General features: G+C 69.3%; 22 protein-coding genes. 4 read left to right on the plus strand and 18 right to left on the minus strand.

The genetic code is table 11. The features are described from left to right. From ABJK26_RS01175 to ABJK26_RS01235, 13 genes are all read right to left on the minus strand, one after another. Positions 1-831: alpha/beta fold hydrolase (locus ABJK26_RS01175; protein WP_347240355.1), on the minus strand; the 831-nt coding region annotated here is incomplete at its 3' end. Further along, positions 801-1,040, minus strand: a complete 240-nt coding sequence (locus ABJK26_RS01180; RefSeq protein WP_347240356.1) for a hypothetical protein — start codon at positions 1,038-1,040, stop codon at positions 801-803. The genes ABJK26_RS01175 and ABJK26_RS01180, both read right to left, overlap by 31 nt. Further along, positions 1,037-1,615: a fuculose-1-phosphate aldolase gene (locus tag ABJK26_RS01185; RefSeq protein ID WP_347240358.1), complete on the minus strand. Its 579-nt coding sequence runs from the start codon at positions 1,613-1,615 to the stop codon at positions 1,037-1,039. Before ABJK26_RS01185 ends, ABJK26_RS01180 begins: the two co-directional genes overlap by 4 nt. A gap of 9 nt (positions 1,616-1,624) precedes the next feature. Further along, on the minus strand, positions 1,625-6,196 hold the full coding sequence (gene rpoC / locus ABJK26_RS01190; RefSeq protein ID WP_347240359.1) for a DNA-directed RNA polymerase subunit beta': 4,572 nt from the start codon (positions 6,194-6,196) through the stop codon (positions 1,625-1,627). 16 nt (positions 6,197-6,212) lie between these two features. Further along, complete coding sequence (locus ABJK26_RS01195; RefSeq protein WP_347240360.1) at positions 6,213-9,572, minus strand: DNA-directed RNA polymerase subunit beta; 3,360 nt, start codon at positions 9,570-9,572, stop codon at positions 6,213-6,215. A gap of 173 nt (positions 9,573-9,745) precedes the next feature. Then, entirely contained in the window at positions 9,746-10,381 is a 636-nt protein-coding gene (locus tag ABJK26_RS01200) for an RNA-binding protein (protein ID WP_347240361.1), read from the minus strand. 2 nt (positions 10,382-10,383) lie between these two features. After that, a complete protein-coding gene (gene fabZ / locus ABJK26_RS01205) occupies positions 10,384-10,809 on the minus strand; it encodes a 3-hydroxyacyl-ACP dehydratase FabZ (RefSeq protein WP_347240388.1) in 426 nt (141 codons plus the stop codon). Positions 10,810-10,814: 5 nt separating this feature from the next. Next, positions 10,815-11,846, minus strand: coding sequence for a rod shape-determining protein (locus tag ABJK26_RS01210; RefSeq protein ID WP_347240362.1), 1,032 nt, complete (start codon positions 11,844-11,846; stop codon positions 10,815-10,817). Between the two features lie 11 nt (positions 11,847-11,857). Further along, positions 11,858-13,549 carry a ribonuclease Y gene (gene rny, locus ABJK26_RS01215; RefSeq protein ID WP_347240363.1) on the minus strand — a complete coding sequence of 564 codons (1,692 nt, stop codon included), beginning with the start codon at positions 13,547-13,549 and terminating at the stop codon, positions 11,858-11,860. Beyond that, complete coding sequence (gene recA, locus ABJK26_RS01220) at positions 13,550-14,572, minus strand: recombinase RecA (RefSeq protein ID WP_347240364.1); 1,023 nt, start codon at positions 14,570-14,572, stop codon at positions 13,550-13,552. Then, positions 14,523-15,116, minus strand: coding sequence for an RNA 2',3'-cyclic phosphodiesterase (gene thpR, locus ABJK26_RS01225; RefSeq protein ID WP_347240365.1), 594 nt, complete (start codon positions 15,114-15,116; stop codon positions 14,523-14,525). The genes recA and thpR overlap by 50 nt, the downstream gene beginning before the upstream one ends. Continuing rightward, positions 15,113-16,297, minus strand: a complete 1,185-nt coding sequence (locus tag ABJK26_RS01230) for a CinA family nicotinamide mononucleotide deamidase-related protein (protein WP_347240366.1) — start codon at positions 16,295-16,297, stop codon at positions 15,113-15,115. The genes thpR and ABJK26_RS01230 overlap by 4 nt, the downstream gene beginning before the upstream one ends. Further along, positions 16,270-17,046: a glycine cleavage system protein T gene (locus ABJK26_RS01235; protein WP_347240368.1), complete on the minus strand. Its 777-nt coding sequence runs from the start codon at positions 17,044-17,046 to the stop codon at positions 16,270-16,272. Before ABJK26_RS01235 ends, ABJK26_RS01230 begins: the two co-directional genes overlap by 28 nt. 39 nt (positions 17,047-17,085) lie before the next feature. On the opposite strand from ABJK26_RS01235, the gene ABJK26_RS01240 reads away from it, so the two are divergent. Both ABJK26_RS01240 and ABJK26_RS01245 read left to right on the plus strand, forming a co-directional pair. Then, positions 17,086-18,135, plus strand: coding sequence for an MFS transporter (locus ABJK26_RS01240; RefSeq protein ID WP_347240369.1), 1,050 nt, complete (start codon positions 17,086-17,088; stop codon positions 18,133-18,135). Then, positions 18,128-18,754, plus strand: a complete 627-nt coding sequence (locus tag ABJK26_RS01245; protein ID WP_347240370.1) for an HAD family phosphatase — start codon at positions 18,128-18,130, stop codon at positions 18,752-18,754. Before ABJK26_RS01240 ends, ABJK26_RS01245 begins: the two co-directional genes overlap by 8 nt. On the opposite strand, the gene ABJK26_RS01250 is transcribed toward ABJK26_RS01245, so the two are convergent. Next, the gene (locus ABJK26_RS01250; RefSeq protein ID WP_347240371.1) at positions 18,740-19,825 is read right to left on the minus strand and encodes an enolase C-terminal domain-like protein; all 1,086 of its coding nucleotides are present in this window, start codon (positions 19,823-19,825) and stop codon (positions 18,740-18,742) included. The genes ABJK26_RS01245 and ABJK26_RS01250 overlap by 15 nt on opposite strands. Positions 19,826-19,842: 17 nt before the next feature. Then, complete coding sequence (locus ABJK26_RS01255) at positions 19,843-20,553, minus strand: hypothetical protein (protein ID WP_347240373.1); 711 nt, start codon at positions 20,551-20,553, stop codon at positions 19,843-19,845. Positions 20,554-20,601: 48 nt separating this feature from the next. Here ABJK26_RS01255 and ABJK26_RS01260 point away from each other — a divergent pair, with 48 nt between their 5' ends. Then, complete coding sequence (locus tag ABJK26_RS01260; RefSeq protein ID WP_347240375.1) at positions 20,602-21,099, plus strand: bioflim formation protein; 498 nt, start codon at positions 20,602-20,604, stop codon at positions 21,097-21,099. A 3-nt stretch (positions 21,100-21,102) separates the two neighbouring features. Then, entirely contained in the window at positions 21,103-21,942 is an 840-nt protein-coding gene (locus ABJK26_RS01265; RefSeq protein WP_347240376.1) for a sugar ABC transporter permease, read from the plus strand. Here the strand turns inward: ABJK26_RS01265 and mltG are convergent. The 3 genes from mltG to ABJK26_RS01280 are packed head-to-tail and all read right to left on the minus strand — an operon-like array spanning position 21,927 to position 23,998. Continuing rightward, complete coding sequence (mltG, locus tag ABJK26_RS01270; protein WP_347240377.1) at positions 21,927-22,940, minus strand: endolytic transglycosylase MltG; 1,014 nt, start codon at positions 22,938-22,940, stop codon at positions 21,927-21,929. The genes ABJK26_RS01265 and mltG overlap by 16 nt on opposite strands. Then, positions 22,924-23,331, minus strand: coding sequence for a Holliday junction resolvase RuvX (gene ruvX / locus ABJK26_RS01275; RefSeq protein ID WP_347240378.1), 408 nt, complete (start codon positions 23,329-23,331; stop codon positions 22,924-22,926). Before ruvX ends, mltG begins: the two co-directional genes overlap by 17 nt. Then, positions 23,312-23,998 carry a hypothetical protein gene (locus ABJK26_RS01280; protein ID WP_347240379.1) on the minus strand — a complete coding sequence of 229 codons (687 nt, stop codon included), beginning with the start codon at positions 23,996-23,998 and terminating at the stop codon, positions 23,312-23,314. The genes ruvX and ABJK26_RS01280 overlap by 20 nt, the downstream gene beginning before the upstream one ends. Positions 23,999-24,006 lie beyond the last annotated feature (8 nt).

A 24,006-nucleotide genomic window follows, 5' to 3' on the forward strand; every position in this document is an offset into this window, starting at 1 on the left:
GGAAAGGGCGGAGAGGGCCTCCAGGAAGGCCCGCTCAAAGGCCTCGGGCTGGTCTATCCAGGGGAAGTGGCCCGCCCCGGGCACCACGTGGATGGGAGCCCTAAGGCGCTCGGCCACCTCCTCGGCGTGGGGGTAGCTGGTGCCGTCCCTCTCTCCCACCACCAGGGCCACGGGCTTACGGGAAGGGGAGAGGTAGGGGGTGTAGTCCAGGCGCCAGAGGCCGTTTTGCAAGAAGGCCGAGGCCGGGGCCTCGGGCCCCACGATGCCTGAGCCCTCCACCACCCACTCGTACGCTAAGCGCCCCCGGGGGCTTGGGAACATGAGGCGGTCAAAGAGGGCCTTGGGCTCAGCCCGCTCCAGGGCGGCCCTCAGGTTTTCCTCGGGGTCGGGAAGGGGGTGGAGCCCCGCGGCCTCGGCCAGGCGGGCCGCGAGCCAGGGAAAGCTCACCCAAGGCCCGAGGAGAATGGCTCCCTCCACCTGGGGGAAGCGGCGGAGAAGCTCCAGGGCCACCAGGGCCCCGAAGCCGTGGGCGAGGAGGCGAAAGCGCCCGATCCCCAAGGCCTCGGCCAGGAGGAGGGCGTCCTCCACCAGGGCGTCCAGGGTGAAAAGCCTCGGGTCTGGGGGAAGCTCCAGGCTCCGCCCCGAGCCCCGCTGGTCAAAGTAGACCACGCGGAAGCCCTCCAGGTAGTCCCCGAGGCCCTCCCGGAGGGCGTAGCAGTTCCCTCCCGGCCCCCCGTGGAGGACCAGGAGGGCGGGCCCGTCCAGGGGCCCCACGTCCTCCACGTAGAGCTCCGCCTCCCCTACGGGGATGTACCCGATCTCTTCCCGCATCCCCTATACACTACCCCATCCCGCAGGCGGAAGGCCCAAACCCTAACCCCCGGCACCCCCCGGGCCCGGGCCTCCGCCTCCTCCGTGGCCCCGAAGACCTGGAGCAAAAAGCGGCCTTCCCCCTCCAGGAGCCAGAAGGGGTGGGGAAGCTCCTGGGCCAGGGCCAAAAGGGGGGCAAGCGCCTTGGCCTCCACGAAAAGCACCCTCATCCTCGCCTCCAGAGGCGGTGGTAGAAGAGGATCTCGGCGCTCTCCTCCAGGGTGGTCATGAGGCTAAAGGCCTGAAGAAGGGCCTCCTCGGGCCTCTCCTTGACCCCGATGGCGAAGGCCCCGTGCCCCTTGAGGAGGCAGACCGGGTATTGGGCCAGGGCCTCGGCCACGGCGAGGGCCGCCTCCTCCGTGGCCGAGGCCGTCTTAGGGGAGAGCACGGGCACCTCCTTCAGGTAGAGCTGGCCCTCGAGGTCCAAGGGCACGAGCCGGTCCAGGCGGAGGGAGAGGGCCACGGCCACCCGGGGGTGGGCGTGGACCAGGGCCTTGGCCTCGGTCTTAAGGTAGACCTCCCGGTGGACCACGCTCTCCACGCTCGCCCCTTCAGGGATGGGCCCAAAGAGGGGCACCTCCAGGAGGTCTTCCGGGGTGAGCCGGGCCTTCTGCACCCCGCTTCGGGTGATGAGGAAGCCCTCCTTGGTGCGCACGGAGAAGTTCCCCGCCGTGGCGGAGATGAGGCGCTGGTGGAAAAGGTCCTCCCCCACCTGGCGGAAGGCGGTGTAAACCCGGGCCAGCATGGGGGGTAATCAGGCCTGCTTCCCCGGCTGCTCCCGGCGCGGGGCCCTGCGGGCCGGGACCTCCTTGGCCTCCACCGCCTCCTTGCGGGCCTCCTCAATGGCCCGGAGGGTCTTCTGGTCCACCACCTGGGTGAAGCGCACGAAGTCCGAGCCGGTGCCCGCCGGGATGAGGCGGCCCAGGATGACGTTCTCCTTGAGGCCGATGAGCTCGTCCTTCTTCCCGGCGATGGCCGCCTCGGTGAGCACGTGGGTGGTGTTCTGGAAGCTCGCGGCGGAGAGCCAGCTCTTGGTGGAAAGGGCGCTCTTCGTGACCCCCATGAGGAGGGGCTTCCAGGCCACCGGGGTCTTGCCCTCGGCGATGAGCCTCTCGTTCAGGGCCTCCACGTCCCACTTCTCCAGGACCTGGCCCTCGAGGAGGCGGCTATCCCCGGGGTCGGTGACCTCCACGTACTTGAGCATCTGCCGCACCACGATCTCAATGTGCTTGTCGTGGAGCTTCACGCCCTGGGCCCGGTAGACCTTCTGGATCTCGTCCACCAGGTAGCGCTCCACCGCCTCGGGGCCCTTGGCCTCGAGGAGCTGGTGGGGGTCTATGGCCCCGCGGGTGAGGGGCTGGCCCGCCTCCACGTAGTCCCCGTCCTTCACCAGAAGGCGCGCCTCCTTGGGGAGCTTGTACTCCTTGGAGAAGCCCTCGGACTCCACGAAGACGGAAAGCTTCTCCTCCGTCTCCTCAATGCGCACCACGCCGTCGATCTCGGAGATCACCGCCTTGGCCTTGGGCCTGCGGGCCTCAAAGAGCTCAATGACGCGGGGCAAGCCCTGGGTGATGTCCGTGCCCGTGGCCACGCCCCCCGTGTGGAAGGTGCGCATGGTGAGCTGGGTGCCGGGCTCCCCGATGGACTCGGCAGCCACCACCCCCACGGCCTCGCCGATGGACACGGGCCGGGCCATGGAGAGGTCGTAGCCGTAGCACTTCTGGCAGACCCCGTAGCGGGTCTGGCAGGTGAGGGGGCTCCGCACGGGCACCTCCCGGATCTCCCCGGCTTCCACCGCCCGGATGAGTAGGCCCACGTCCTCCAGGGAGAGGTAGCGGCCCTCCTCCAGCCTCTGGCCCAGGACCTCCACCTCCCGGGCCAGGACCCGGCCGTAAAGCCCGGCCTCGATGTCCGAGCGCTTCCTCAGGCGCAGGGCGCGGGTCACCTCGTCGGGCTGGAAGAGGGGCACGGAGATGTAATTGGTGGTGCCGCAGTCCGCCTCCCGCACCACGATCTCGTGGGCCACGTCCACGAGCTTCCGGGTGAGGTAGCCGGAGTCGGCGGTGCGGAGGGCCGTGTCCGCCCCGCCCTTACGGGCCCCGTGGCTAGAGATGAAGTACTCCAAGACGGTGAGGCCCTCGCGGAAGGAGGAGCGCACCGGCACCTCAAAGGTCTCCCCGGAGGGCTTCTGCATGAGGCCGCGCATGCCGCAGAGCTGGCGGATCTGCTGGGGGTTACCCCGGGCCCCGGACTGGGCCATGACGTAGAGGGGGTTGAAGGGGTAGTTCTCCTCAAAGTTCTTGAAGACCGCCTGGGTGACCTTCTCCGTGGTCTCGGTCCAGAGCTGGATCACCTGGTCGTACCGCTCCCGGTCGGTGAGGAAGCCCATCTCGTAGGCCTGCTCAATCTGGCGGAGCTTGCGGTCGGCCTCCTCCAGGTACCTCTGCTTCTCCTCGGGGATGACGGCGTCGTCGATGCCGATGGTGATGCCGCTGGTGGTGGAGAGGGTGAAGCCGTAGTACTTGAGGGCGTCCAGAAGGCGGGCGGTCTTCTCTATCCCGAGGCGGAGGAAGGCCTGGTAGACGAGGTCCTTGAGGGAGTTCTTCTCCTGGGGCACGTCCATCTGGATGAGCTCCTGGGCCACCCTCTCGTCCCCCACGGCCTCGCCCACGATGCGGGCGAAGAGGATGCGGCCCGGGCTCGTCTCCAGGCGCCTGCCCAGGTAGCGCACCGTGACCATGTCCTGGAGGTCCAAAAGCCCCTGGGCCACGGCGAGGAGGGCCTCGTCGGGGTTGGCGAAGACGAACTTGAGGCGGCCCACGCTGGTCTCCCTGCCCGCCACCTTGATGGGGGCGTTCAGGGCCACCTCGCCCCGCTCGTGGGCGGCCAGGGCCTCCTCGGGGGTGGCGAACTCCAGTCCCGCCCCCTTCTTCTCCTTCCGCACCTGGGTGATGTAGTAAAGGCCCAGGATGATGTCCCGGCTGGGCTTGGCCAAAGGCTCCCCGGAGGCCGGGGAGAGGAGGTTGTGGGCGGAGAGCATCTGGATGCGGGCCTCGGCCTGGGCGAAGGAGGAGAGGGGCACGTGAACGGCCATCTGGTCCCCGTCAAAGTCGGCGTTGAAGGCCTCGCACACCAGGGGGTGGAGCTGGATGGACTGCCCCTCCACCAAGACGGGCTGGAAGGCCTGGATGCCCAGGCGGTGCAGGGTGGGGGCGCGGTTTAGGAGGACCACCTTGCCGTGGATCACCTCCTCCAGGGCGTCCCAGACCTCGTCCTTGATGTCCCGCTGGCGCTCCAGCATGCGCCTCGCCGCCTTGACGTTGGGGGCGATGCCCTTCTCCTCCATCCGCTTGAGGAGGAAGGGCTTGAAGAGCTCCAGGGCCATGCGCTTGGGCAGGCCGCACTGGTGGAGCTTGAGCTGGGGCCCCACCACGATCACGCTCCGGCCCGAGTAGTCCACCCGCTTGCCCAGGAGGTTCTGGCGGAAGCGGCCCTGCTTGCCGGAGAGGACGTCGGTGAGGCTCCTGAGGGGCCTCTCGGAGCCTGGGTTGGTCACGGGGCTGCCCCGGCGGCCGTTGTCGATGACCGCGTCCACCGCTTCCTGGAGCATGCGCTTCTCGTTGCGGATGATGATCTCCGGCGCCCCCTGGGCCAGGAGCTTCTTCAGGCGGTTGTTGCGGTTGATGAGGCGGCGGTAGAGGTCGTTGAGGTCGCTCGTGGCGAAGCGGCCCCCGTCCACCTGGACCATGGGCCGGAGGTCCGGGGGGAGGACGGGCACGGCCTCGAGGACCATCCACTCCGGGCGGTTGCCGGAGTCCAGGAAGGCCCGCACCACCTCCAGGCGCTTCCTGGCCTTGGCCCGCCGGGCCCGGGAGGGGTGCTTCATCTCCTCCAAAAGCTCCGCCTCCAGCTTCTCTAGGTCTAGCTCCCGGAGGAGCTGCTGGATGGCCTCGGCCCCCATGCGGGCGTCTATGTCGTAGGACTCCACCACCCGGACCACGCCCCGGACCAGGTCCACCTCCACCCGGCCGTAGATCTCGCTTTTTACCTTCCCCCCGTCGGCCAGGACGTCCCCCGGGGCTACCCGGTCCCCGGTGGAGACCTCCACGTCGTCCTCAAAGGGGTAGACCCGGGCCTTGACCACCAGGAGGCTGGCGGGCTCGTGCAGGTGGACCACCCCCTCGGCCTCGGCGATGACCTCCTCCTCGGGGTCAATGGCGGCCACGATCTTCTCTCCCGCCTGCACCCGGGCCCCCTCGGGGACGATGACGTTCATGTGGGGGGCCACCCGGTAGTCCTTGGGCTCGGTCCACTCCAGGAAGAGGGTGAGGTAGACCGTATCCCCCTCCTCCTCCGCCTCCACCTGGGGGGCCCGGACCTGGCGGGGCATGCGGAGAAGGCCCTTGGCCTCGGCCAGGGGCTGGCCCTTCTCCACGATCTCCCCGTGGACCACGAGGGGCGTCATCCCCACGGGGAGGAAGTAGGTGGCCACGGGCTCGTCCTCCTGGCGAAGGACGAGGAAGGCCCCCTCCTCCAGCTCCCTAAGCTCCACCACGCCCTCCTCCTCGGCCCGGAGGAGGTAGGGCTCGGAAAGCTCGGCGAGGGCCTCGCCGGGCTTGTAGGCCTCCTTCTCTACCCAGGCGGAGAGGGGAAGGCGGAGGGCGGCCCGCTCCTTCTTCACGTACTCCACCCGCACCCGGCGGGGAAAGCGGTAAAGGGCCACCCCGTCCATGCGGCTCACCACCCCGGGGGCGAGCTCCTGGCCCTTCACCACCTCCTCCCCGTCCTTCACCAGGGCGTCCACCCCTGGAGGCAAGGGGTAGGTCTCCTGCTTGCCGAAGCGGAGCTCCCGGTACTCCTCGTCGGTGAGGAGCTGGCGCTTCTCCACGGGAACCCCGTTCAAGACCGCCCCCTTGGGGTCTAAGACGATGTACTTGTTGAAGTAGAGCACCTGCTCAAGCTCGGTGGCGGAGAGGTCCAGGAGGGTGCCGATCTTGGAGGGCACGTCCTTCACGAACCAGATGTGGGCGGCAGGGGTGGCGAGCTCAATATGGCCCATGCGGTAGCGGCGGACGATGCTCTTGGTCACCTCCACGCCGCAGCGCTCGCACACCTTGCCCTCAAAGCGCTGGCGCTTGTACTTGCCGCAGGCGCACTCGTAGTCCTTGATGGGGCCGAAGATGCGCTCGTCAAAGAGGCCGTCCCGCTCGGGCTTCAGGGTGCGGTAGTTGATGGTCTCGGGCTTCTCCACCTCCCCGTAGCTCCAGGAACGGATCTTCTCCGGGGAGGCCAGGGCGATGCGGACCTTGCGGACTTCCTTTTTCATCTTTCCTCCGGGGCTTCTACCTCTTGGACGCCAGGCCTTCAAAGATGTCCACGGGGTTATCCTTCTCGTCCAGGGTCTGGACGTCTAGGGCCAGGGCCTGGAGCTCCTTCACCAGCACGCGGAAGGACTCGGGGACGCTGGGCTCGGGCACGTCCTCGCCCTTGATGATGGCCTCGTAGGCGGCGTTCCTGCCCTCTATGTCGTCGGACTTCAGGGTGAGCATCTCCTGCAGGGTGTGGGCCGCCCCGTAGGCCTCGAGGGCCCAGACCTCCATCTCCCCAAAGCGCTGGCCGCCGAACTGGGCCTTGCCCCCCAGGGGTTGCTGGGTGATGAGGGAGTAGGGGCCCGTGGAGCGGGCGTGCATCTTGTCCTCCACCATGTGGTAGAGCTTCATGATGAACATCTGCCCCACCACGATGGGCCCCTCAATGGGCTCCCCGCTGCGGCCATCGTAGAGGACCACCTTGCCCTGGAGGAAGAGCTCCCGAAGTTGCTCCTCGGGGCTTTTGCCAGGGCTCACCAGGCCGAGCTTTTCCGCCCGGGCCAGGACCTCCTTCTCCCGCTTGTCCACGCCGAAGCCCTCGCCCTTTCGCTTGCCGAAGTAAAGGTCAAAGGCCTCGGCCAGAAGGGCCTTGACCTCGGGCTCCGTGGCCCCGTCAAACACCGGGGAGATGTAGCGCTGGCCCAAGAAGTACCCCGCGAGGCCCAGGTGGGTCTCCAGGATCTGGCCCAGGTTCATCCGGCTCGGCACGCCCAGGGGGTTCAGGAGGATGTCCACCGGGGTGCCGTCGGGCAGGTGGGGCATGTCCTCCACGGGGAGGATCTTCGCCACCACGCCCTTGTTCCCGTGGCGGTTGGCGAGCTTGTCCCCCACCTGGAGCTTGCGCTTCTGGGCCACGAAGACCCGCACCACCTCCCGCACCCCGGGCTTGAGCTCCACCCCAGGGTCCCCCCGGCGGAGGCGCAGGCGGCCCACCACGATCCCCCCCTCCCCGGGGGGCACCCGGAGGGAGGTGTCCTTCACGTCGCGGGCCTTCTCCCCGAAGATGGAGCGGAGAAGCCGTTCCTCCGGGGAGGGCTCCTGCTCGCCCTTGAAGCTGGTGCGCCCCACCAGGATGTCCCCGGGCTTGACCTCGGCCCCGATGCGCACGATGCCTTCCTCGTCCAGGTCCCTTAGGGCGGCCTCGGGGAGGTGGGGGATGTCCCGGGTGATGCGCTCGGGGCCGAGCTTCGTGTCCCGGGCCTCGATCTCGTAGCGCTCGATGTGGATGGAGGTGTAGAAGTCCCGCTTTAAAAGCTCCTCGCTGATGACGATGGCGTCCTCAAAGTTGTACCCGTCAAAGGGCATGATGGCCACCAGGACGTTCTGCCCCAGGGCCAAGAAGCCCTCCTCGGAGGCGGGGCCGTCGGCCAGGAGGTCGCCCTTTTTCACCCGCTGCCCCACCACCACGCGGGGACGCTGGTCCAGGACGGTCCCCTGGTTGGAGCGGGCGTAGCGGCGCAAGGGGTACTCCACCAAGCGGCCATCCGCGTAGCGCACGGCGATGCGGGTGCCGTCCACCTTGACCACCTCCCCGTCCTCCTCGGCGTAGAGAGCGGCCAGGGAGTCCCGCACCACCCGCTCTTCGAGGCCCGTCATCACCACCGGGGCCTGGGCCCGGATGAGGGGCACCGCCTGGGTCTGCATGTTGGAGCCCATGAGGGCCCGGTTGGCGTCGTCGTGCTCCAGGAAGGGGATGAGGTTGGTGTTCACGGAGAAGACCTGCTTGGGGGAGACGTCCATGAACTCCACCTCCTCCGGGCTCACGATCACGGGCTCGCCCCTCCTCCGGGCCACCACCCGGTCGGTGGCGATCCGGTCCCCCTCCAGGGGGGTGTTGGCCTGGGCGATGGTGTAGCGGTCCTCCTCGGTGGCGGTCATGTAGACCACCTCGTCGGTGACCACCCCGCCCTTCACCCGGCGGTAGGGAGTGCGGATGAAGCCCAGCTCGTCCACCCGGGCGTAGGCCGCCAGGGAGGTGATGAGGCCGATGTTGGCCCCCTCGGGGGTCTCCACCGGGCAGATGCGCCCGTAGTGGGTGCGGTGGACGTCCCGCACGTCAAAGCCCGCCCGCTCCCGGGTGAGACCGCCCGGGCCCAGGGCGGAGATGCGGCGCTTGTGGCGCAGGGAGGAGAGGGGGTTGGTTTCGTCCTTGAACTGGGAGAGCTGGCTCCGGCCGAAGAACTCCCGGAGGGCGGCCTCCAAGGGGCGGCTGTTCACCAGCTTGGCCGGGGTCAGGGTGTCGGGGGTGCCCATGAGCATGCGCTCCCGCACCCCCCGGGCGAGGCGGCTTAGCCCCACCCGGAACTGGTCGGCCATGAGCTCCCCCACGGTGCGGATGCGGCGGTTGCCCAGGTGGTCGATGTCGTCCACCTCGTGCCCCGGAACCCCGGCGGTGAGGGCGAAGAGGTAGCGCAGGGTGGGCAGGAAGACCTCGTCCTTGAACTCCCCGTCCTCAAAGCGGACCAGGGTGCGCCCGGAAAGCCGCACCCCGAGCTTCTCCTCGGCCTTGTACCGGCCCGCCTCCCCCAGGTCGTAGCGCCGGGGATCGGCCAAGAGGCCGAAGAGGTAGGCCAGGGCCTTATCCTTCTTGGGGGGGTCGCCGGGGCGGAGGAGGGTGAAGAGGCGCACCAGGGCCTCCTCCGGGCGCATGGAGAGCACGGCCTCGTCCAAAAGGCCCTGGACCAGCTCCCCGTAGGCCCCAAGCTCCCGGGAGAGGGTCTCCTGGTCGTAGCCCAGGACCCGGAGGAGGAAGACCAGGGGGAACTTGCGCTTGTTGACCTTCATGGAGACGACGCCGTTCGGCTCCACCTCGAGGTCAATCCAGGGCCCCCGCTTGGGCAGGGGGATGATGCTGGCGATGTACCGCCCGGGACGAGCGGGGTCGGGGGTGAAGTAGACCCCGGGGGAGCGGTGGATCTGGGAGACGATGACCCGGTCGGCCCCGTTGATGATGAAGGAGCCGTCCTCGGTCATCAGGGGGATGTGCCCCAGGAAGACCTCGTCCTCCTTGATGAGGCCCGTGTCCTTGTGGATGAGCTGGAGCTTGGCGTAGAGGGGGGCCTGGTAGGTGAGGTCCTTTTCCCGGCACTCCTCCTGGGAGAAGAGGGGGTCGCCGATGCGGTACTCCAGGAAGTCCAGCACCAGGCCGCCCTTCCCCTTTTCCCCTTCCTCCACGGGGAAAGTCTCCTTGAAGGCCGCCTGGATGCCGATGTTCTCCCGCCTTTCAGGGGGAACGTCCGCCTGCAGGGCTTTCTTGTAGGAGGCTACCTGGATCTCCGTAAGGGGGGGGAGGGGAATAACCTCTCGGATGCGACCGAACCGCTTAATCTCCATGCGTCACCTCTGGGAAAGCGGGCCGCCCGAGGTAAGCTAACAGGGTTCTTCCGCAAGGGGTGCCCCTTGCGGCGGCTGGCTCTTACCGTGCTCCCTTGGCCCGACCAAAGAGCACAAACCTTAGCCTATACGGCACACCCTCGTCCCGTCAAGCCTAGCGCCGAAAGCCTCTCCTAGCGCTCCACCTCCACCTTGATTTTATAGTTTCCCCGGACCGTTTGGCCAAGGACCTCGAGGAGCCTCAAGGCCCCAAGCCCCTCGGCCAGCAGGACGTCCCCGGGGGCCATCTCCTCCTTGGGAGAGGCCACCTTGCCCCTAAGGCGCACCTTCCCCGCCTTCACCCCTTGGGCGAAGTAGGTGCGGGACACGCCGAACCCCTTGGCCCCCACGGCGTCCACCCGCAAGGAGGGCACCACCAGGGTGCGCACCCGCTCCCTGGGCGCCCGCAAGGCGCCTTCCGGCGGGGGGTGGAGGCGGTAGCCCTGGGCCTCCAGGGACCCCTTCCCCTCGGGGAGGAGGGCCACCAGGTACCCCCCCTCCCAGGGCTCCACGTCCCCCATGGCCTCCCCCAGGTCCGGGGGCTCCTTCTCCAGGAGGAAGACGGCCACCGGGTCGTGGACGGAGGGCACCTCGGGGGGGTGGAGGACCGCCACCTTGCGCTCGGCCAGGGGAAAGCCCCCGAAGAAGGCCACCTTGAGGCCCTCCTCCCGGGCCTTGGCCTCCAAAAGGGCCTGGTCCTCCGGGTCCAGGAACCCGGTGCGCACCACCCGCCCTCCCCGCGCCCGCTTGAGGTAGGCCAGAAGGTCCACCCCTACCCCTCCTTTAGGGCGAAGCTCAGGGTGGCCCGGGCCCGCTCCTCCCCTTCCACCAGGGCCCGGACCGCCACCTTGCCCAGGCCCCGGCGGAGGAAGAGGAGCTCCCCCTCGAGGATCAGGGTGTCCCCGGGGACCACGGGCTTCTTGAAGCGGGCCTCCTCCACCCCCACCAGGAAGACGAGCCCCCCCGGGGCGAGGCCCGGCTGGCGCGCCAACGTTCCCACCGCCGCCTGGGCCATGGCCTCGAGGATCAAGACCCCGGGCATCACGGGGTAGCCGGGGAAGTGGCCCTGGAAGTGAGGCTCGTTGAAGGTGACGTTCTTGAGGGCCTTGAAGCGCCGCTCGTCCGCCTCCAGGACCCGGTCTATGAGGAGAAAGGGGTAGCGGTGGGGAAGGAACTTGAGGATCTCCCCGATCTCCACGGGTTTCACCTCTTCAGGACGTCGTCCGAGGAGAGGATGGTGTCCTCCAGGACGTGGAGCATCTCCAGGGCCTTGCCGGTGCCCAGGGCCACGGCCTCAATGGGGTTCTCCGCCACCACCACCGGGACCCCGGTGGCCTCCTGCAGGGCGAGGTCCAGGTTCTTGAGGAGGGCCCCGCCCCCGGTGAGGAGGATGCCCCTTTCGTAGATGTCGGAGGCGAGCTCGGGAGGGGTGGTCTCCAGCACCCCCTTCACCCCCTGGAAAATCTTCTCCAAGGGCTCCTTTAGGGCCTCGGCCACGTCAAGGGCGGGGATCTCGGCGGTGCGGGGGAGGCCGGTGATGAGGTCCCGGCCCCGCACCTCGGCCACCTCCTTCTCCTCACCGGGAAGAACCTTGGCCCGGCCCAGCTGGATCTTGAACTCCTCAGCGGTGCGCTCGCCGATGAGGAGGTTGTACTTCTGCCGCACGTAGCGGATGATGGCCTGGTCCATCTCGTTGCCCGCGATCCTCAGGCTTTCCGAGCGCACGATCCCGCCCAGGGAGATGACGGCGATGTCCGTGGACCCCCCCCCGATGTCCACCACCATGCTCCCCGTGGGCTCGGCCACGTTGATGCCCGCCCCGATGGCCGCCGCCAGGGGTTCCTCTATGAGGTAGACCTTCTGGGCCAAGGAGGAGACCGCCTGCACCACCGCCCGGCGCTCCACGTCCGTGACCCCCGAGGGCACCCCCACCATGACCCGGGGCTTGAAGAAGCGGCTCATGGGGGAGAGGACCTTCTGCAGGAAGAGGAGAAGCATGCGCTCCGTGAGGGCGTAGTCGGCGATGACCCCGTCCTTTAGGGGCCGCACGGCCACGATGTTCCCCGGGGTACGGCCCAGCATGCGGTAGGCCTCGGCCCCCACCGCCTTGACCTCCCGCTTGCCCTGCACCACCGCGATCACGGAGGGCTCCCTTAAGACGATCCCCTTCCCCCGCACGTAGATGAGGACGCTGGCCGTCCCCAGGTCAATCCCGATGTCCTCGCCCTTCAGCATAGCGCCTCACTTCACCTAGCGTACTCCACCGCCCGGGTCTCCCGCACCACGGTCACCTGGACCTGGCCGGGGTAGTTCATCTCCCGCTCTATGCGGCCCGCGATCTCCCGGGCGAGGAGGGTGGCCTTGGCGTCGGTGATCTTGTCGGGCTTGACGATGACCCGCACCTCCCGGCCCGCCTGCACGGCGAAGGCCGTCTCCACCCCGGGGAAGGAGAGGGCGATGCGCTCCAGGGCCTCCAGGCGCTGGAGGTACTCCTCGAGGCTCTCCCGCCTCGCCCCGGGCCTCGCCGCCGAGAGGGCATCGGCCGCGGCCACCAAGACGGCGTAGAGGGTCTCGGCGTTGTCGGGGTCGTGGTGGTGGGCGATGGCGTCCACCACCTCGGGGGGTTCCCCGAAGCGGCGGGCCAGGGCGATGCCGATCTCCACGTGGCTCCCCTCCACCTCCCGGTCCACGCTCTTTCCGAGGTCGTGGAGAAGGCCGGACCTCCGGGCGAGGGCGGCGTCCAGGCCGAGCTCCGCCGCCATGATCCCCGCGAGGTGGGCCACCTGGACCGAGTGCTTGAGGACGTTCTGGCCGTAGCTGGAGCGGAAGTGGAGCCGCCCCAAAAGCTGGACCAGGCCGGGCTTCAGGCCCACCACCCCGGCCTCCAGGGCCGCCTCCTCCCCCCTTTCGTAGATGAAGGTCTTCATCTCCTGCTTGGCCTTCTCCACCACCTCCTCAATGCGGCTAGGGTGGATGCGGCCGTCCTTCAAGAGCTCCTCCAGGGCCATGCGGGCGATCTCCCGCCGGATGGGGTTAAAGGAGGAGAGGAGCACGGCCTCTGGGGTGTCGTCGATGATGAGGTCCACCCCGGTGAGGGCCTCAAAGGTGCGGATGTTGCGGCCTTCCCGACCGATGATCCGCCCCTTCATGGCGTCGGAAGGGATGGGCACCACGGAAACCGCCAGCTGGGCGGCGGTCTCCGAGGCCTGGCGCTGCATGGCCTGGGCCAGGATCTTCTGGGCCTCGCGCCGGGCCTCGAGGCGGGCCCGCTCCAGGGCGGCCCGAACCCCTTGCGCCTTCTCCTCCTCCAGCTCCTGGTCCAGCTTCTCCAGGATGAGGCGCCTGGCCTCCTCCGGGGAGAGGCCCGCCACCTCGTGAAGCCTCCTTTCCACCTCCTTCTCCCGCTCCAGGAGGACGGCCTCCCGGGCCTTCAGCGCCTCCTCCCGCCCGGCCAGGGCCTCCTCCAGGGCGTCCAGCTTGAGGGCCCGGGCGTCCAGGGCCTCGCCCCTTTTGGAAAGCCTCTCGGCTTCCCGGCGGAGCTCCTCCCGCTCCTCCTTAAGGCGCTCGCGCTCGGCCTTGAGCTCCTCCCCCAGGGCCTTAAGCCGCTCCCTTTCCGCCCTAAGCTCCTCCCGCTCGGCCCTAAGGCGCTCCTCCGCCTCCTTGAGGCGGCTTCTCCCCTCGGCCTCCAGGGCCTCGGCGCGGGCGCGCACCTCCTTTTCCAGCTCCTGGCGGAGGGCCTGGGCGCGGGCCTCCGCCTCCTCGCGGAGGGCCTTGGCCTCTTGGCGGGCGGCCTCCAGGATCTCCCTCGCCTCCTTGCGGGCGGCCTCGAGGACCTCCTTGGCCTCTCGGGAGGCCTGGACCTCCCCCTTCCGCCTGAGGAGGAGCGCCCCCAGGGCGAGGAGGAAGGCCAGAAGAAGCATCCCCTCCAGCGGGCTCATCTACTCCCCCTCTTCCTCGCTCGCGGCCAGGACCACCTTGTCGGCCCGCTCCAGGACCTTGGCCCGGATCTCCTCCAAAAGCTCGGGGCGCTCCCTCAGGGCCTCGGCCGCCTTCTCCTTCCCCTGGCCCAGGCGAAGCTCCCCGTAGGAGAACCAGCTCCCGGCCTTCTCTATGACCCCGGCGGCCACGGCCACGTTCACCAGGTCCATCACCGGGTCCAGGCCCCGGCCGAAGTAGATCTCCAGCTCGGCCTCCCGGAAAGGCGGGGCCAGCTTGTTCTTCACCACCTTCACCTTGACCTTGATGCCCACGGCCTCGTTCCCCGCCTTGATGGGGGGCCCGCTCTTGCGCACGTCCAGGCGGACGCTGGAGTAGAACTTGAGGGCCCTCCCCCCCGGGGTGGTCTCGGGGTTGCCGAACATCGCCCCCACCTTCTCCCGCACCTGGTTGATGAAGATGGCGGCGGTGTTGCTCTTGGAAAGGACGGCGGTGAGCTTTCGCAGGGCCTGGCTCATGAGCCGGGCCTGGAGGCCCACGTGCTGGTCCCCCATCTCCCCCTCAATCTCGGCCTTGGGCACCAGGGCGGCCACGGAGTCCACCACGATGACGTCCACCGCCCCGGAGCGGGCGAGGAGCTCCACGATCTCCAGGGCCTGCTCCCCGGTGTCGGGCTGGGAGACCAGGAGGTCCTCCACCTTGACCCCGAGCTTCTGGGCGTAGAGGGGGTCCAGGGCGTGCTCGGCGTCCACGAAGGCCGCCACCCCTCCCTGCTTCTGGGCCTGGGCAATGATGGTGAGGGCCAGGGTGGTCTTGCCCCCGGACTCGGGGCCGTAGATCTCGATGACCCGCCCCCGGGGAATCCCCCCGATCCCCAAGGCCAGGTCCAGGCCCAGGGAGCCCGTGGGGATCACGTCCACCTGCTGCCTGGGCATCTCCCCCAGGCGCATCACCGCCCCTTTGCCGAACTCCTTCTCAATGGTCTTCAGGGCGTTCTCCAGGGCTTTCCTCTTGTTCTCGTCCATGCTCACCTCGCAAGGGAAACTTTTCCAGAATGGTGTAAATGGGCCCCCGGGGCCTGAGCTCCGAGCGCACCAGGGCGAACTCCCGCACCGGCCAGGAGAGGCCGAAGACCACGGGGGGCACCCGGGGAGCCGGGGCCTTGCGCCGGGCCAGGGTGATGTGGGGCTTGAAGTCCTTATCCCCCCCCGCCAGGAGGGCCTCCTCCCCCAGAAGCTCCCTCACCCCGGCCTTCAGGCCCTCGGCGAGGAGGGCGAACCCCTCCCCCTCGGCCTTGGCGAACCAGACCCGGGGGGTGCCCTCGTTGGGGAAGTAGCCCGTGCCCTTAAGGAGGGCGGTGAAGGGGGGAACCTGCCTGCCCAAGCGGTGGCCCAGGGCGAGGAGGTCCTCGAGGTCCTCCTTTGGCCTTTCCCCCAGGAAAAGCAGGGTCAGGTGGAGCTGGTGGGGGGGCACCTCCTTCCAGCCCTTGTAGCGGGAAACCTTCCCTTGAGCCTCTGCCAGGGCCCGCCGCACGTCCTCCGGAAGAAAAACCGCGTAGAAGAGCCTCATGTCACGAGAAGGGCCAAGGCGGCGTAGACGCTCCGAAGCCGCACCGCCTCCCGGTCCCCGGGGAAGCGGTAGCGCCTGGCCTCCGCCCCTTGGGGCCCCGCCAGGGCCACGTAAACCGTGCCCACGGGCTCGCCCTCCAAGGGGTCGGGGCCCGCTACACCGGTGGTGGCCAGGGCGTAGGTGGACCCGAAAAGGGTGCGGGCAGCCTCCGCCATGGCCTTGGCCGTTTCGGCGGAGACCGTTTTGGCGAGGAACTCCTCCGGCACCCCGAAGCGGGCCTTGGCCCCTACGGAATAGGATACCACGCCCCCCAAGTAGAAGCGGCTCGCCCCCGGCACCCGGGTGATCTCCGCCCCCAGAAGCCCCCCGGTGAGGCTCTCCATGGTGGAGAGGGTGGCCCCCTCCAGCTCCATGCGCCTTTTCACCGCCTCGGCCAGGGTGATCTCCCCCTCGCCCCAGACCTCCTTGAGGAGCTTTTTCTTGATCTTCTCGGAAAGCTCCGCCACCCGGTCCTCCCGGCCCCGCACCACCACCTCCACCCCGTGGGCCTTGGGGTAGGTGCCCACCTCCACCTCCTCTCCCCGCGCGAAGAGGGGGCCAAGCCGCTCCACGATCTCCGACTCCCCGATGCCCCAGGTCTTCAGAACCTTTTCGGCGTAGGGCCTCCTGGGCAGGCCGAGCCGGGGCAGGACCTCCTCCCACATGGGCCGCCACTCGGGCGGGGGCCCAGGGAGAAGAACCAGGTCCTTGCCCTCCTTCCGCACCCACCAGCCGGGGGCGGTGCCGTGGGGGTTTTGGAGCCAGGTGGCGGAGGGGATCTTGAGGGCCTGCTTGCGGTTGGCCTCGGGCATGGGGCGGCCCCGGGCGAGGAAGCGGGCCTCAATCTCCCGGAGCACCCCCTCGTCCAGCTCCAAGGGCTCCCCCAGGGCCAGGGCCACCGCCTCCCGGGTCACGTCGTCCGGGGTGGGGCCCAAGCCCCCGGAGAGGACCACGAGCCTGGCCCGCCCGAAGGCCTCCCTCACCTCCCTGGCCAAGGGTTCCACCTCGTCCGCCACCCTCAGGGTCCTTTCCACCTTGAGGGCGTAGGGCTTGAGGCTCCTTGCGATCTCCGCCGTGTTGGTGTCCAGGGTCTCCCCAAAGAGGAGCTCCGTGCCTACCCCGAGGATCTCTGCCCGCTCCATGCCGCCTCCTTGAAGGGAAGGGCCTCCACCCGGTACTGCCCCCCGCCCCCCTCCACCACCCCTCCCAGGGGCACCTCCTTGCGCACCACGGCGAGGCCCAGGAGGACGAAGGGGGTCTCTATGAGGCGCTTCGCCTCCCCCACCCGCCGCCCCCCAAAGAAGAGCTCCGCCGGGGCTTCCCCGGCCTCCAGGGCCCTTAGGCCCGCGAGGCAGTAGGAGACCTCCTTGCCCTCGGTCCTCGCCATGATCTCCTGGCCCACGTAGCACCCCTTGCCGTAGTCCACCAGGTGGAGGAGGCCTACGCTCTGGGGAAGCTCCCCTTGGATATCCGAGAGGAGGGGGAGGCCCTTGAGCAGGGTGTAGAGGGGGTAAAGCTCGGCGGGAAGCGCCCCTTCCGCCCCTTCCCCCACCTCCTCCCGGCCGTCCGCGTGGAGGAGGCGGAAAAGGGGAAGCGTCGCAAGCTCCACCTGGTCAAAGACGATGTAGCGCTTTAGGCGCGCTTTCAGGCCCTCGAGGCTCCCCCAGGGGGCGAGGAGGAAGCCCTCGGGGTGGGGAAAGAGGGTCGCCGCCTCCTCAATCTGGCCCTTGTGGTTGAGGAAGAGGACCCCAGAAGGGCCCGAAAGCCGCCGCAGGTCCCGGGTGCCCTGCCCCTGCAGGAAGGAAAAGGCGTCGGGGCCCCGAAAGAGGAGGACCCCGGGGAAGGCGAAGAAGCCTTCGCCGGAAAGGGCTTGGGCCAGAAGGCGCTCCATCCTCCCCATTATTGACCAAAGGGTCACCCAGGGGGGAGAATGCGGTCCGTGCGCTTTCTCGCCGGCTCTTTCCTCGCCCTTTTCCTCGTGGGGGTGATCGTGGCCCTCCCCGGGGCGGCCCTCCCCTACTGGCGGGAGCGGTACGGAGGGGAAGAGGGAACCTCCCTCTACTTCGCCGCCCTCCTCCTCGGCCTCCTCCTCGGGGTGCGCCTGGGGCAGGAGGAAAGACGCCACCCCCTTCTTCCCCTGGCCCTGGGCCTCGTGGGCCTCGCCTTCTTTGGCCTGGCCTTGGCGCCCTCCTACGCCTGGGTGGCGCCCCTGGCCTTCCTCCTCGGCCTGGGAGAGGGGGTGATGAACGTCCACGGGAATAGCCTCGTGGGGGAGCTCTACCCGGAAAAGCGGGTGGAGCTTTTAAACCGGGTCAACGTGGCCTTCGGCCTGGGGGCGGTCCTCACCCCTTTGGCCTTGGGCTGGCTTCCCTACGCCGGGTTTTTGGCCCTGGCGGGCCTTTTCGCCTTCCTCGGGGGGGCCCTGGTCCTCGGGGCGCCCCCGGCGGAAAGGCTTAAGGCGAGGCCCCGGGGGGCCCTCTGGCCCTTCCTCCTCGCCGTGGGGCTCTACACGGGGCTGGAAGGGGCCCTCGCCACCTGGAACCGGGTCTGGCTCGAGGCCCTGGGCCACGCCACGGCCCTAGGCGGCCTCCTCCTCACCCTCTACTGGCTCTTCCTCGCCCTGGGCAGGCTCCTCCTCGCGGGGCGGGTGGCCAAGGACCCCTTGAGGGCCCTCCGGGGGCTTCTCCTCGGGGTGATGGGCCTCCTCCTTCTGAACCTCCTCCCCCAGACCGCCCTCCTCTTCCCCCTGGCGGGCTTCCTCCTCGGCCCCCTCTTCTCCACCCTCTTCGCCCTGGTGCAGGCCCGCTTCGGCCACCGGGCCCTGGGCGGGCTCATGTACGCCGGGGCGGCGGGAAGCACCCTGATCCCGGGGCTTTTCGCCCTCCTGCCCGACCGGGGGATTCCCCTAGGGTTTTTCGCCCTAAGCCTCGCCCTCTACCTGCTCCTTCGGGGCGTGGAGCGGGAGGTGGCCCGTGCTTAAGGCGGTCCTCTTGGACCTGGACGGCACCCTGGCGGACACCGACCCCCTGCACCTCCTCGCCTGGCGGGAGGTCCTGAGGCCCTACGGCCTCAAGGTGGACCCCGCCTTCTACCGGGAAAGGATCTCGGGGAGGCTCAACCCCGAGATCGTCCGGAACCTCCTGGGCCTGGAGGGAGAGTCGGCGGAAAGCCTCATAGAGGCCAAGGAGGCCCGCTTCCGGGCCCTCGCCCAGGGGCTCAGGCCCACCCTTGGGCTCACGGAGCTTTTGGAGAAGATCAAGGAACGGGGGCTCCTTTGGGGCGTGGTGACCAACGCCCCCAAGGCAAACGCCCACCACGTGCTGGAGGCCCTGGGCCTGAGGCCACCCCTCCTCGTCCTCGCCGAGGAGGTGGGCCGGGGGAAGCCCGACCCCCTGCCCTACCGGGTGGCCCTGGAGCGCCTTGGGGTGGCCCCGGAGGAGGCCCTGGCCTTTGAGGACTCCCCTTCCGGGGTGCAAAGCGCCGTGGGGGCCGGGGTTCCCACCTACGGCCTCCTCACGGGGCACGGGGCGGAGGCGCTCCTAAAGGCGGGGGCGAGGGGGGTCTTCCGGGACTTCCGGGAAGCCCTAGCCCTCCTTTAGGGCGTAGCGGGCGAAGGCCGCCTCGTCAAAGCGGCCCTCCACCAGGTCCTCCCAGTAGAGCCACCCCTCGCGGAAGGTGGGGAAGGGGAAGAAGCCGCCCTCGGCCTTGAGGTGGAAGGCGAGCTCGTTGGGCTCCGTCACCCCCTGCTGGAAGGCGAGGAGGGCCGACTGGTAGGCCCCGAAGGAGCTCTGGGCCTGGCTTCCCACCATGGCCTTTTTGCCCCGCTCCCGGGCGAGGGCGAGCATCTCCAGGGTCCAGGTGACCCCGGTGCGGGCGGGCTTGAGGTTTAGGACGTCAAAGGTGTTGAGCTCTAGCTCCCGCCTGAGGTCCTTCGGGGTCATGGCCGAGTCGTCGGCGATGAGGGGGAGGATGCCCTTTTCCCTTAGGGTCCTTCTCGCCTCCACCTCCTCTATGGGCAAGGGCTCCTCCACGTAGCGGAGGCCAAGCTCCTTCCAGGCCAAAAGGTAGCGCTCGGCCTCCTTGGGGGGGAGGGACTCGTTGGCGTCGGCGTAGAGCTCGGCCTCAGGGAAGGCCTCTCTAAGGCGGAGGATGCGGCGGGTGTCGGCCTCCAGGTCCCGCCCCACCTTCACCTTGAAGACCCTGACCCCCGCCCCGAAGGCCACGCGGGCGTCCTCCAGGACCTCCTCCTCCTCCCCAAGGCCCAGGAGGTAGGCCACCCGCACCCGGTGCTTGGCGGGCCTCAGGACCTGGTAGAGCTCCTCCCCCTCGCTCCTCGCCCAGGCCTCCCAGAGGGCGAGGTCCAGGGCGCCCTTGAGGCCAAAGTTAAAGGGAAAGGCCTCGAGGACCGCCCGGACCCCCTCCTGGTCGTCGGCCTCGAGGCCCAAAAGCTTGGGCCTCAGGTACTCAAGCCCCGCCCTCACGCTTCCCAGGGTCTCCCCGTAGATGGTGGGGCGCACCGCCACCTCGGCCCGGCCCACCGAGCCATCGGAGAGCTCCACCTCCAAAAGGGCGTGCTCTAGGGCCGCAAGCTCCGAGGCCTTCCCCCAGCGCAAGGGGGCTTTTAGGGGGATGCGGAAGGGGATGAGGCGCAGGTCCCGTATCCTCGGCATGGACCCCATTCTACGCGCTAAGGAAGGCCCTCTTGGAGAAAGCGCCGCACCGCCTGGACCTCCTCCTCGAGGGAGAGGGCCTCCGTGTCCAGGACCAGGGCCCGGGGGTGGCCCGAAAGGAGGCGCAAGGGGCCCTCGGGGTCGTAGTTTTTCTTCTCCTCGGCCACGATCTTGAGCTTGGCGAGGACCTCCTCTAGGGGGGCGAGGGCGAGGGCCTCCAGAAGCTCCTCCTCCGCGAGGACCCCTTGGGCGAGCGCCTTGAGGCGGGCTTCTTCCTCCGGGCCCACGCGCGCGCGGTCAAAGGCGTCCTGCCGGGCGAGGAGCCGCTTGAGCCGGGTACCTTCCCGGGCGTGGAGGAGGACGAAGCGGGCCTTGGGGAGGTGCTCGAGGGCGTAGGCCACCTCGGCCTCCCCCCGGAGGCCGTCAAAGAGGAGGAGGGGCCTCCGGGGCGCGTAGCCCCGGGCGAGGACCTCCGCCACCCCGCCCGGAAACTCCTCCCGGAAGCGCCGGGTGAGGCGGAAGCGCTCCTCCCGGGGAATGGGGGGACTGGCCCCGTAGCGGGGAAGGACGTAGCGGTCCACGAGCTCCCGGCGGTCGGGGAGCCTGGGGAAGCCCAGGGCCTCGGCCAGGGTGCTCTTCCCCACCCCGGTGAGGCCCACCAGGACGAGAAGGGGGGCCTCCCGAAGGGGGACGAGGCCGGGGAGGGGCTTTAGGGCGAAGGGCTCCATGGGGGGGATTGTAACCCTGTCCGGAGGCTTTGGTATGATGGCAGGGACATGAAGCGGCTTTTCGCCCTCCTCGGCCTCCTTCTCGGCCTCGCCCTGGCCCAGGCCCCGGCCTACCCGGAGAACACCCTGGGGCTCGGCTTTAGCCCCGACAAGGGCTTCTACCTCCAAGGTAGCGCCCTCCTGCCCTTTAGCCCCTTGGGGCTGGACACCGGCTTGGACCTCCAGGCCCGCCTCGCCCAAAGCCCCGAGGCCTACGCCCTCCTCAAGGCCAACCTCTTCCCCGGCCTCGTCCTCGCCGACCTCTACACCTCGGTGGGCCTCGGCCTGGACCTCCGCTACCCCTTCGGGGCCCACCTGGGCCCCCTGGCGAGCGTGGAGCTTCCCGGCGGGGCCCTCTCCCTGGGCCTCGGCCTCGGCTACCAGGCGGGGGCGGGCCTGCATTTGGCCTGGGGCGCGGGGTTTAGGCTCTACCTGGAGCCCTTGGCCCTCGAGGTCTCCGCCTCGGACCGCTACCCCTTCCTCCTCTCCCTCCTCTGCCTCTGGTAGGCCGTGGGGAAGAAGCTCCCCCTCCTCCTCTTTTCCCTTCCCGCCCTCCTTCCCCTCTTCCTCTTCGTCCTCTACCCCTTTCTGGACGTCCTCCGCTTCTCCGCCTGGGACTGGTCGGGGCTTTCCGAGCCCAAGCCCGTGGGGCTCAAGAACTACCGGGACCTCCTCCAGGACCCGGCCTTCTTTGGAAGCCTCTGGGTCACCCTCAAGTTCATGCTCCTGGCCCTGCCCCTCTTCGTGGGGCTTTCCCTGGCCCTGGCGGTGGCCCTGGAGGGGATGCCCTACGAGCGCCCCGTCAAGAGCCTCCTCTTCCTGCCGGGCCTGGTCACCCTGGGCGGGGCCACGCTTTCCTGGTACACCCTCTTCACCCCGGAGTACGGGGCCTTAGCCCAGTTCCTCCCCATCCCCCCCTGGGACCGGGAGGGGTTCTGGGCGCTTCTCATGGTGGTGGCCTTCACCCTGTGGCGCCACCTGGGCTACGGGGTCCTGGTGGCCTCGGCCAGGCTCAAGGCCATCCCCAAGACCCTCCTCGAGGCCGCCTACGTGGACGGGGCGGGGCCCCTCGAGGCCTTCCGCCACGTGGTCCTCCCCCTCATGCGGCCCGCGGTGGCCTTTTTGGTGGTGGTGGGGACCATCCTCGCCCTCCAGTCCTACGCCGCCGTCTTCCTCCTCACCCGGGGGGGGCCCTACGGGGCCACGCGGGTCCTCGGCTACTACCTCTACGAGGCGGGGTTTGAGAACTTCCGCCTGGGGTACGCGGCGGCCATCACCGTGGTCCTCCTCCTCCTCACCCTCCTCTTCGCCTACGCCCAGCTCCGGCTCCTCCGTCACGGGGAGGCGTAGCGGTAGCGGGCGAGGTCCTTGAGGTGGGCCTCAAACTCGGCGTTCAGGAAGAGCTTTCCCCGGGCGTGGAAGAAGTAGAGGTAGGGGCGGCCCCGCTCGTCCTGGCGCACCGGGTTCAGGACGGCGAGGAGGGCGGCCCGCCCCGGGTTTCCGATGGGCCCAGGGGGGAGGCCAGGGTAGCGGTAGGTGTTGTAGGGGGAGTCCACCTGGAAATCCCCCCCGGGGCGGGAGAGCTCGGGCAGGCGCTTTCCCAGGGCGTAGGCCACCGTGGGGTCGGCCTGGAGGGGCATGCCCCGCTCTAGGCGGTTCAGGAAGACCCCGGCGATATAAGGCATCTCCTCGGCGCTTCCCGCCTCCTTCTCCACGATGGAGGCCAGGGTGACCCAGGCGTGGACGGAAAGCTTCCGCTCCTCTAGAAGCCTTTGCACCGCCGGGGTGAGCTCCGCCTGGAAGCGGCGGAGCATGGCCCGCACCACCTCCTCGGGGGTGGCGAGGAGGTCAAAGGTGTAGGTGGCGGGGAAGAGGTAGCCCTCGAGGGTCCGCCCCTCCACGTAGGGGGGCTTGAGGGCTCCGGGGTTCTCCACGAGCCTGAGGAAGCCCTCCCCGTCAAGCCCCGCTCCGGAGAGCCTCCGGGCGTAGTCCACCGCCCTCTCCCCCTCGGGAAAGGTGAGGGCGACGCTTAAGGGCCTCTCCCCCCCGGTGAGGGCCCGGGCCAGGCGGAAGGCCCCCTCGCCCCTCAGGCGGTAGACCCCGGGAACCAGGCGCTTCGCCCGGCCGGAAAAGCGCAGGTAGGCGGAGAAGAGGTAGCTAGAGCGGAGAAGCCCGGCCTCCTCCAGAATCCTCGCCACCTCCATCCCCGTGGCCCCCCGGGGAATGCGCACCACGGCCTCCTTCCCCGTGGGGCCGAGGAGCCATAGGGCGTAGAGGAGAAGGAGGAGGAAGGTGAGGAAGAGGGCCACCACCCCCCGCCGAAGCCATTTCCTAGATCCCTCGGGCAAGGTAGTCCTCCAGAAGCACCACGGCCGCGAGCTCGTCCAGCTTCCCCTTGTCCCGGCGAAGCCTTTTGGGGGCGTGCTTGAGGCGCTCCTGGGCGAGCTTGGTGGTGAAGCGCTCGTCCCATAGCTCCACCTCCACCCCCCTGGCCCTCAAGGCCTCCACCAGGGGGAGGACCCTCTGGGCCTGGGCGCTCTCCTTGAGGTCGGTGCGCAGGGGTAGGCCCACCACGAGCTTGGAAAGCCCCTCCCGCCGCACGAAGTCCAGGAGGGCCGCCACGTCCTCCTCCAAGGTCTTGCGCGCCAGGTACCCCCGGCCCGAGGCCAGGGGCACCCCCACCTCCCCCACGGCGAGGCCGATGCGGGCCTCCCCCACGTCAAGCGCGCCCACCCGCATCGCGCGCGCTTCGGTCGGCGAGGACCACCCCCAGGTAGAGGAGGGCCACCCCAAAGGCCCTCCCCGCCTCCTCGAGGCCCACCACCCCGAGGCGGTTCAAGGCGCTGGTGGAGGCGAGGACCAGGGCGGCCAGGAAGACCAGGGCCGTGCCCTGGGCCCGCAAGGGGTTCTTCCTCCAGAAGAAGAGGGTGGTGTAGAGGGCCACCCCGGCCATGAGGAGGGTGCCTAGGAGGTTGAAGGGGATGGTCCAAAGCCTAGGGGAGAGGAGGCCGGGAGGCGGGAAGGCGGCCCCCGAGGGGGTGTAGGGCTCGGGGAGGCGGGCGGGGTCCAGGGGGGCCGTGGCCACCAGGTAAAGGCCGAAGAGGAGGAAGGGGCTTAGGGCGAGGAGGAGGGCCCGGGCCGCCCTGGGGTAGAGGAGGGCGAGGCTCCCTAGGCCCAGGAAGGTCACCCCGTGCATGGCCCCGGTGAAGTACCAGAGGCGGTAGAGGAAGGGAGTCCAGCCCCCCTGGAGGCGGGCAAGGAGCTCGGCGGAAACCGCCAGGGCGAAGAGGAGGAGGCCCAAGCTGTAGAGGGCGTTGTGGAGGGAGGGCCTACGGCGGTAGCGGCCGAAGGTGAGGGCGAAGAGGGCCCAGGAGAGGGCCACCGCGAGAAGGCTTAGGGGAAGCATACCCCCAT

Origin of the sequence: Thermus sp., assembly GCF_039793865.1 — a bacterium.
Taxonomy (GTDB): Bacteria; Deinococcota; Deinococci; order Deinococcales; family Thermaceae; genus Thermus.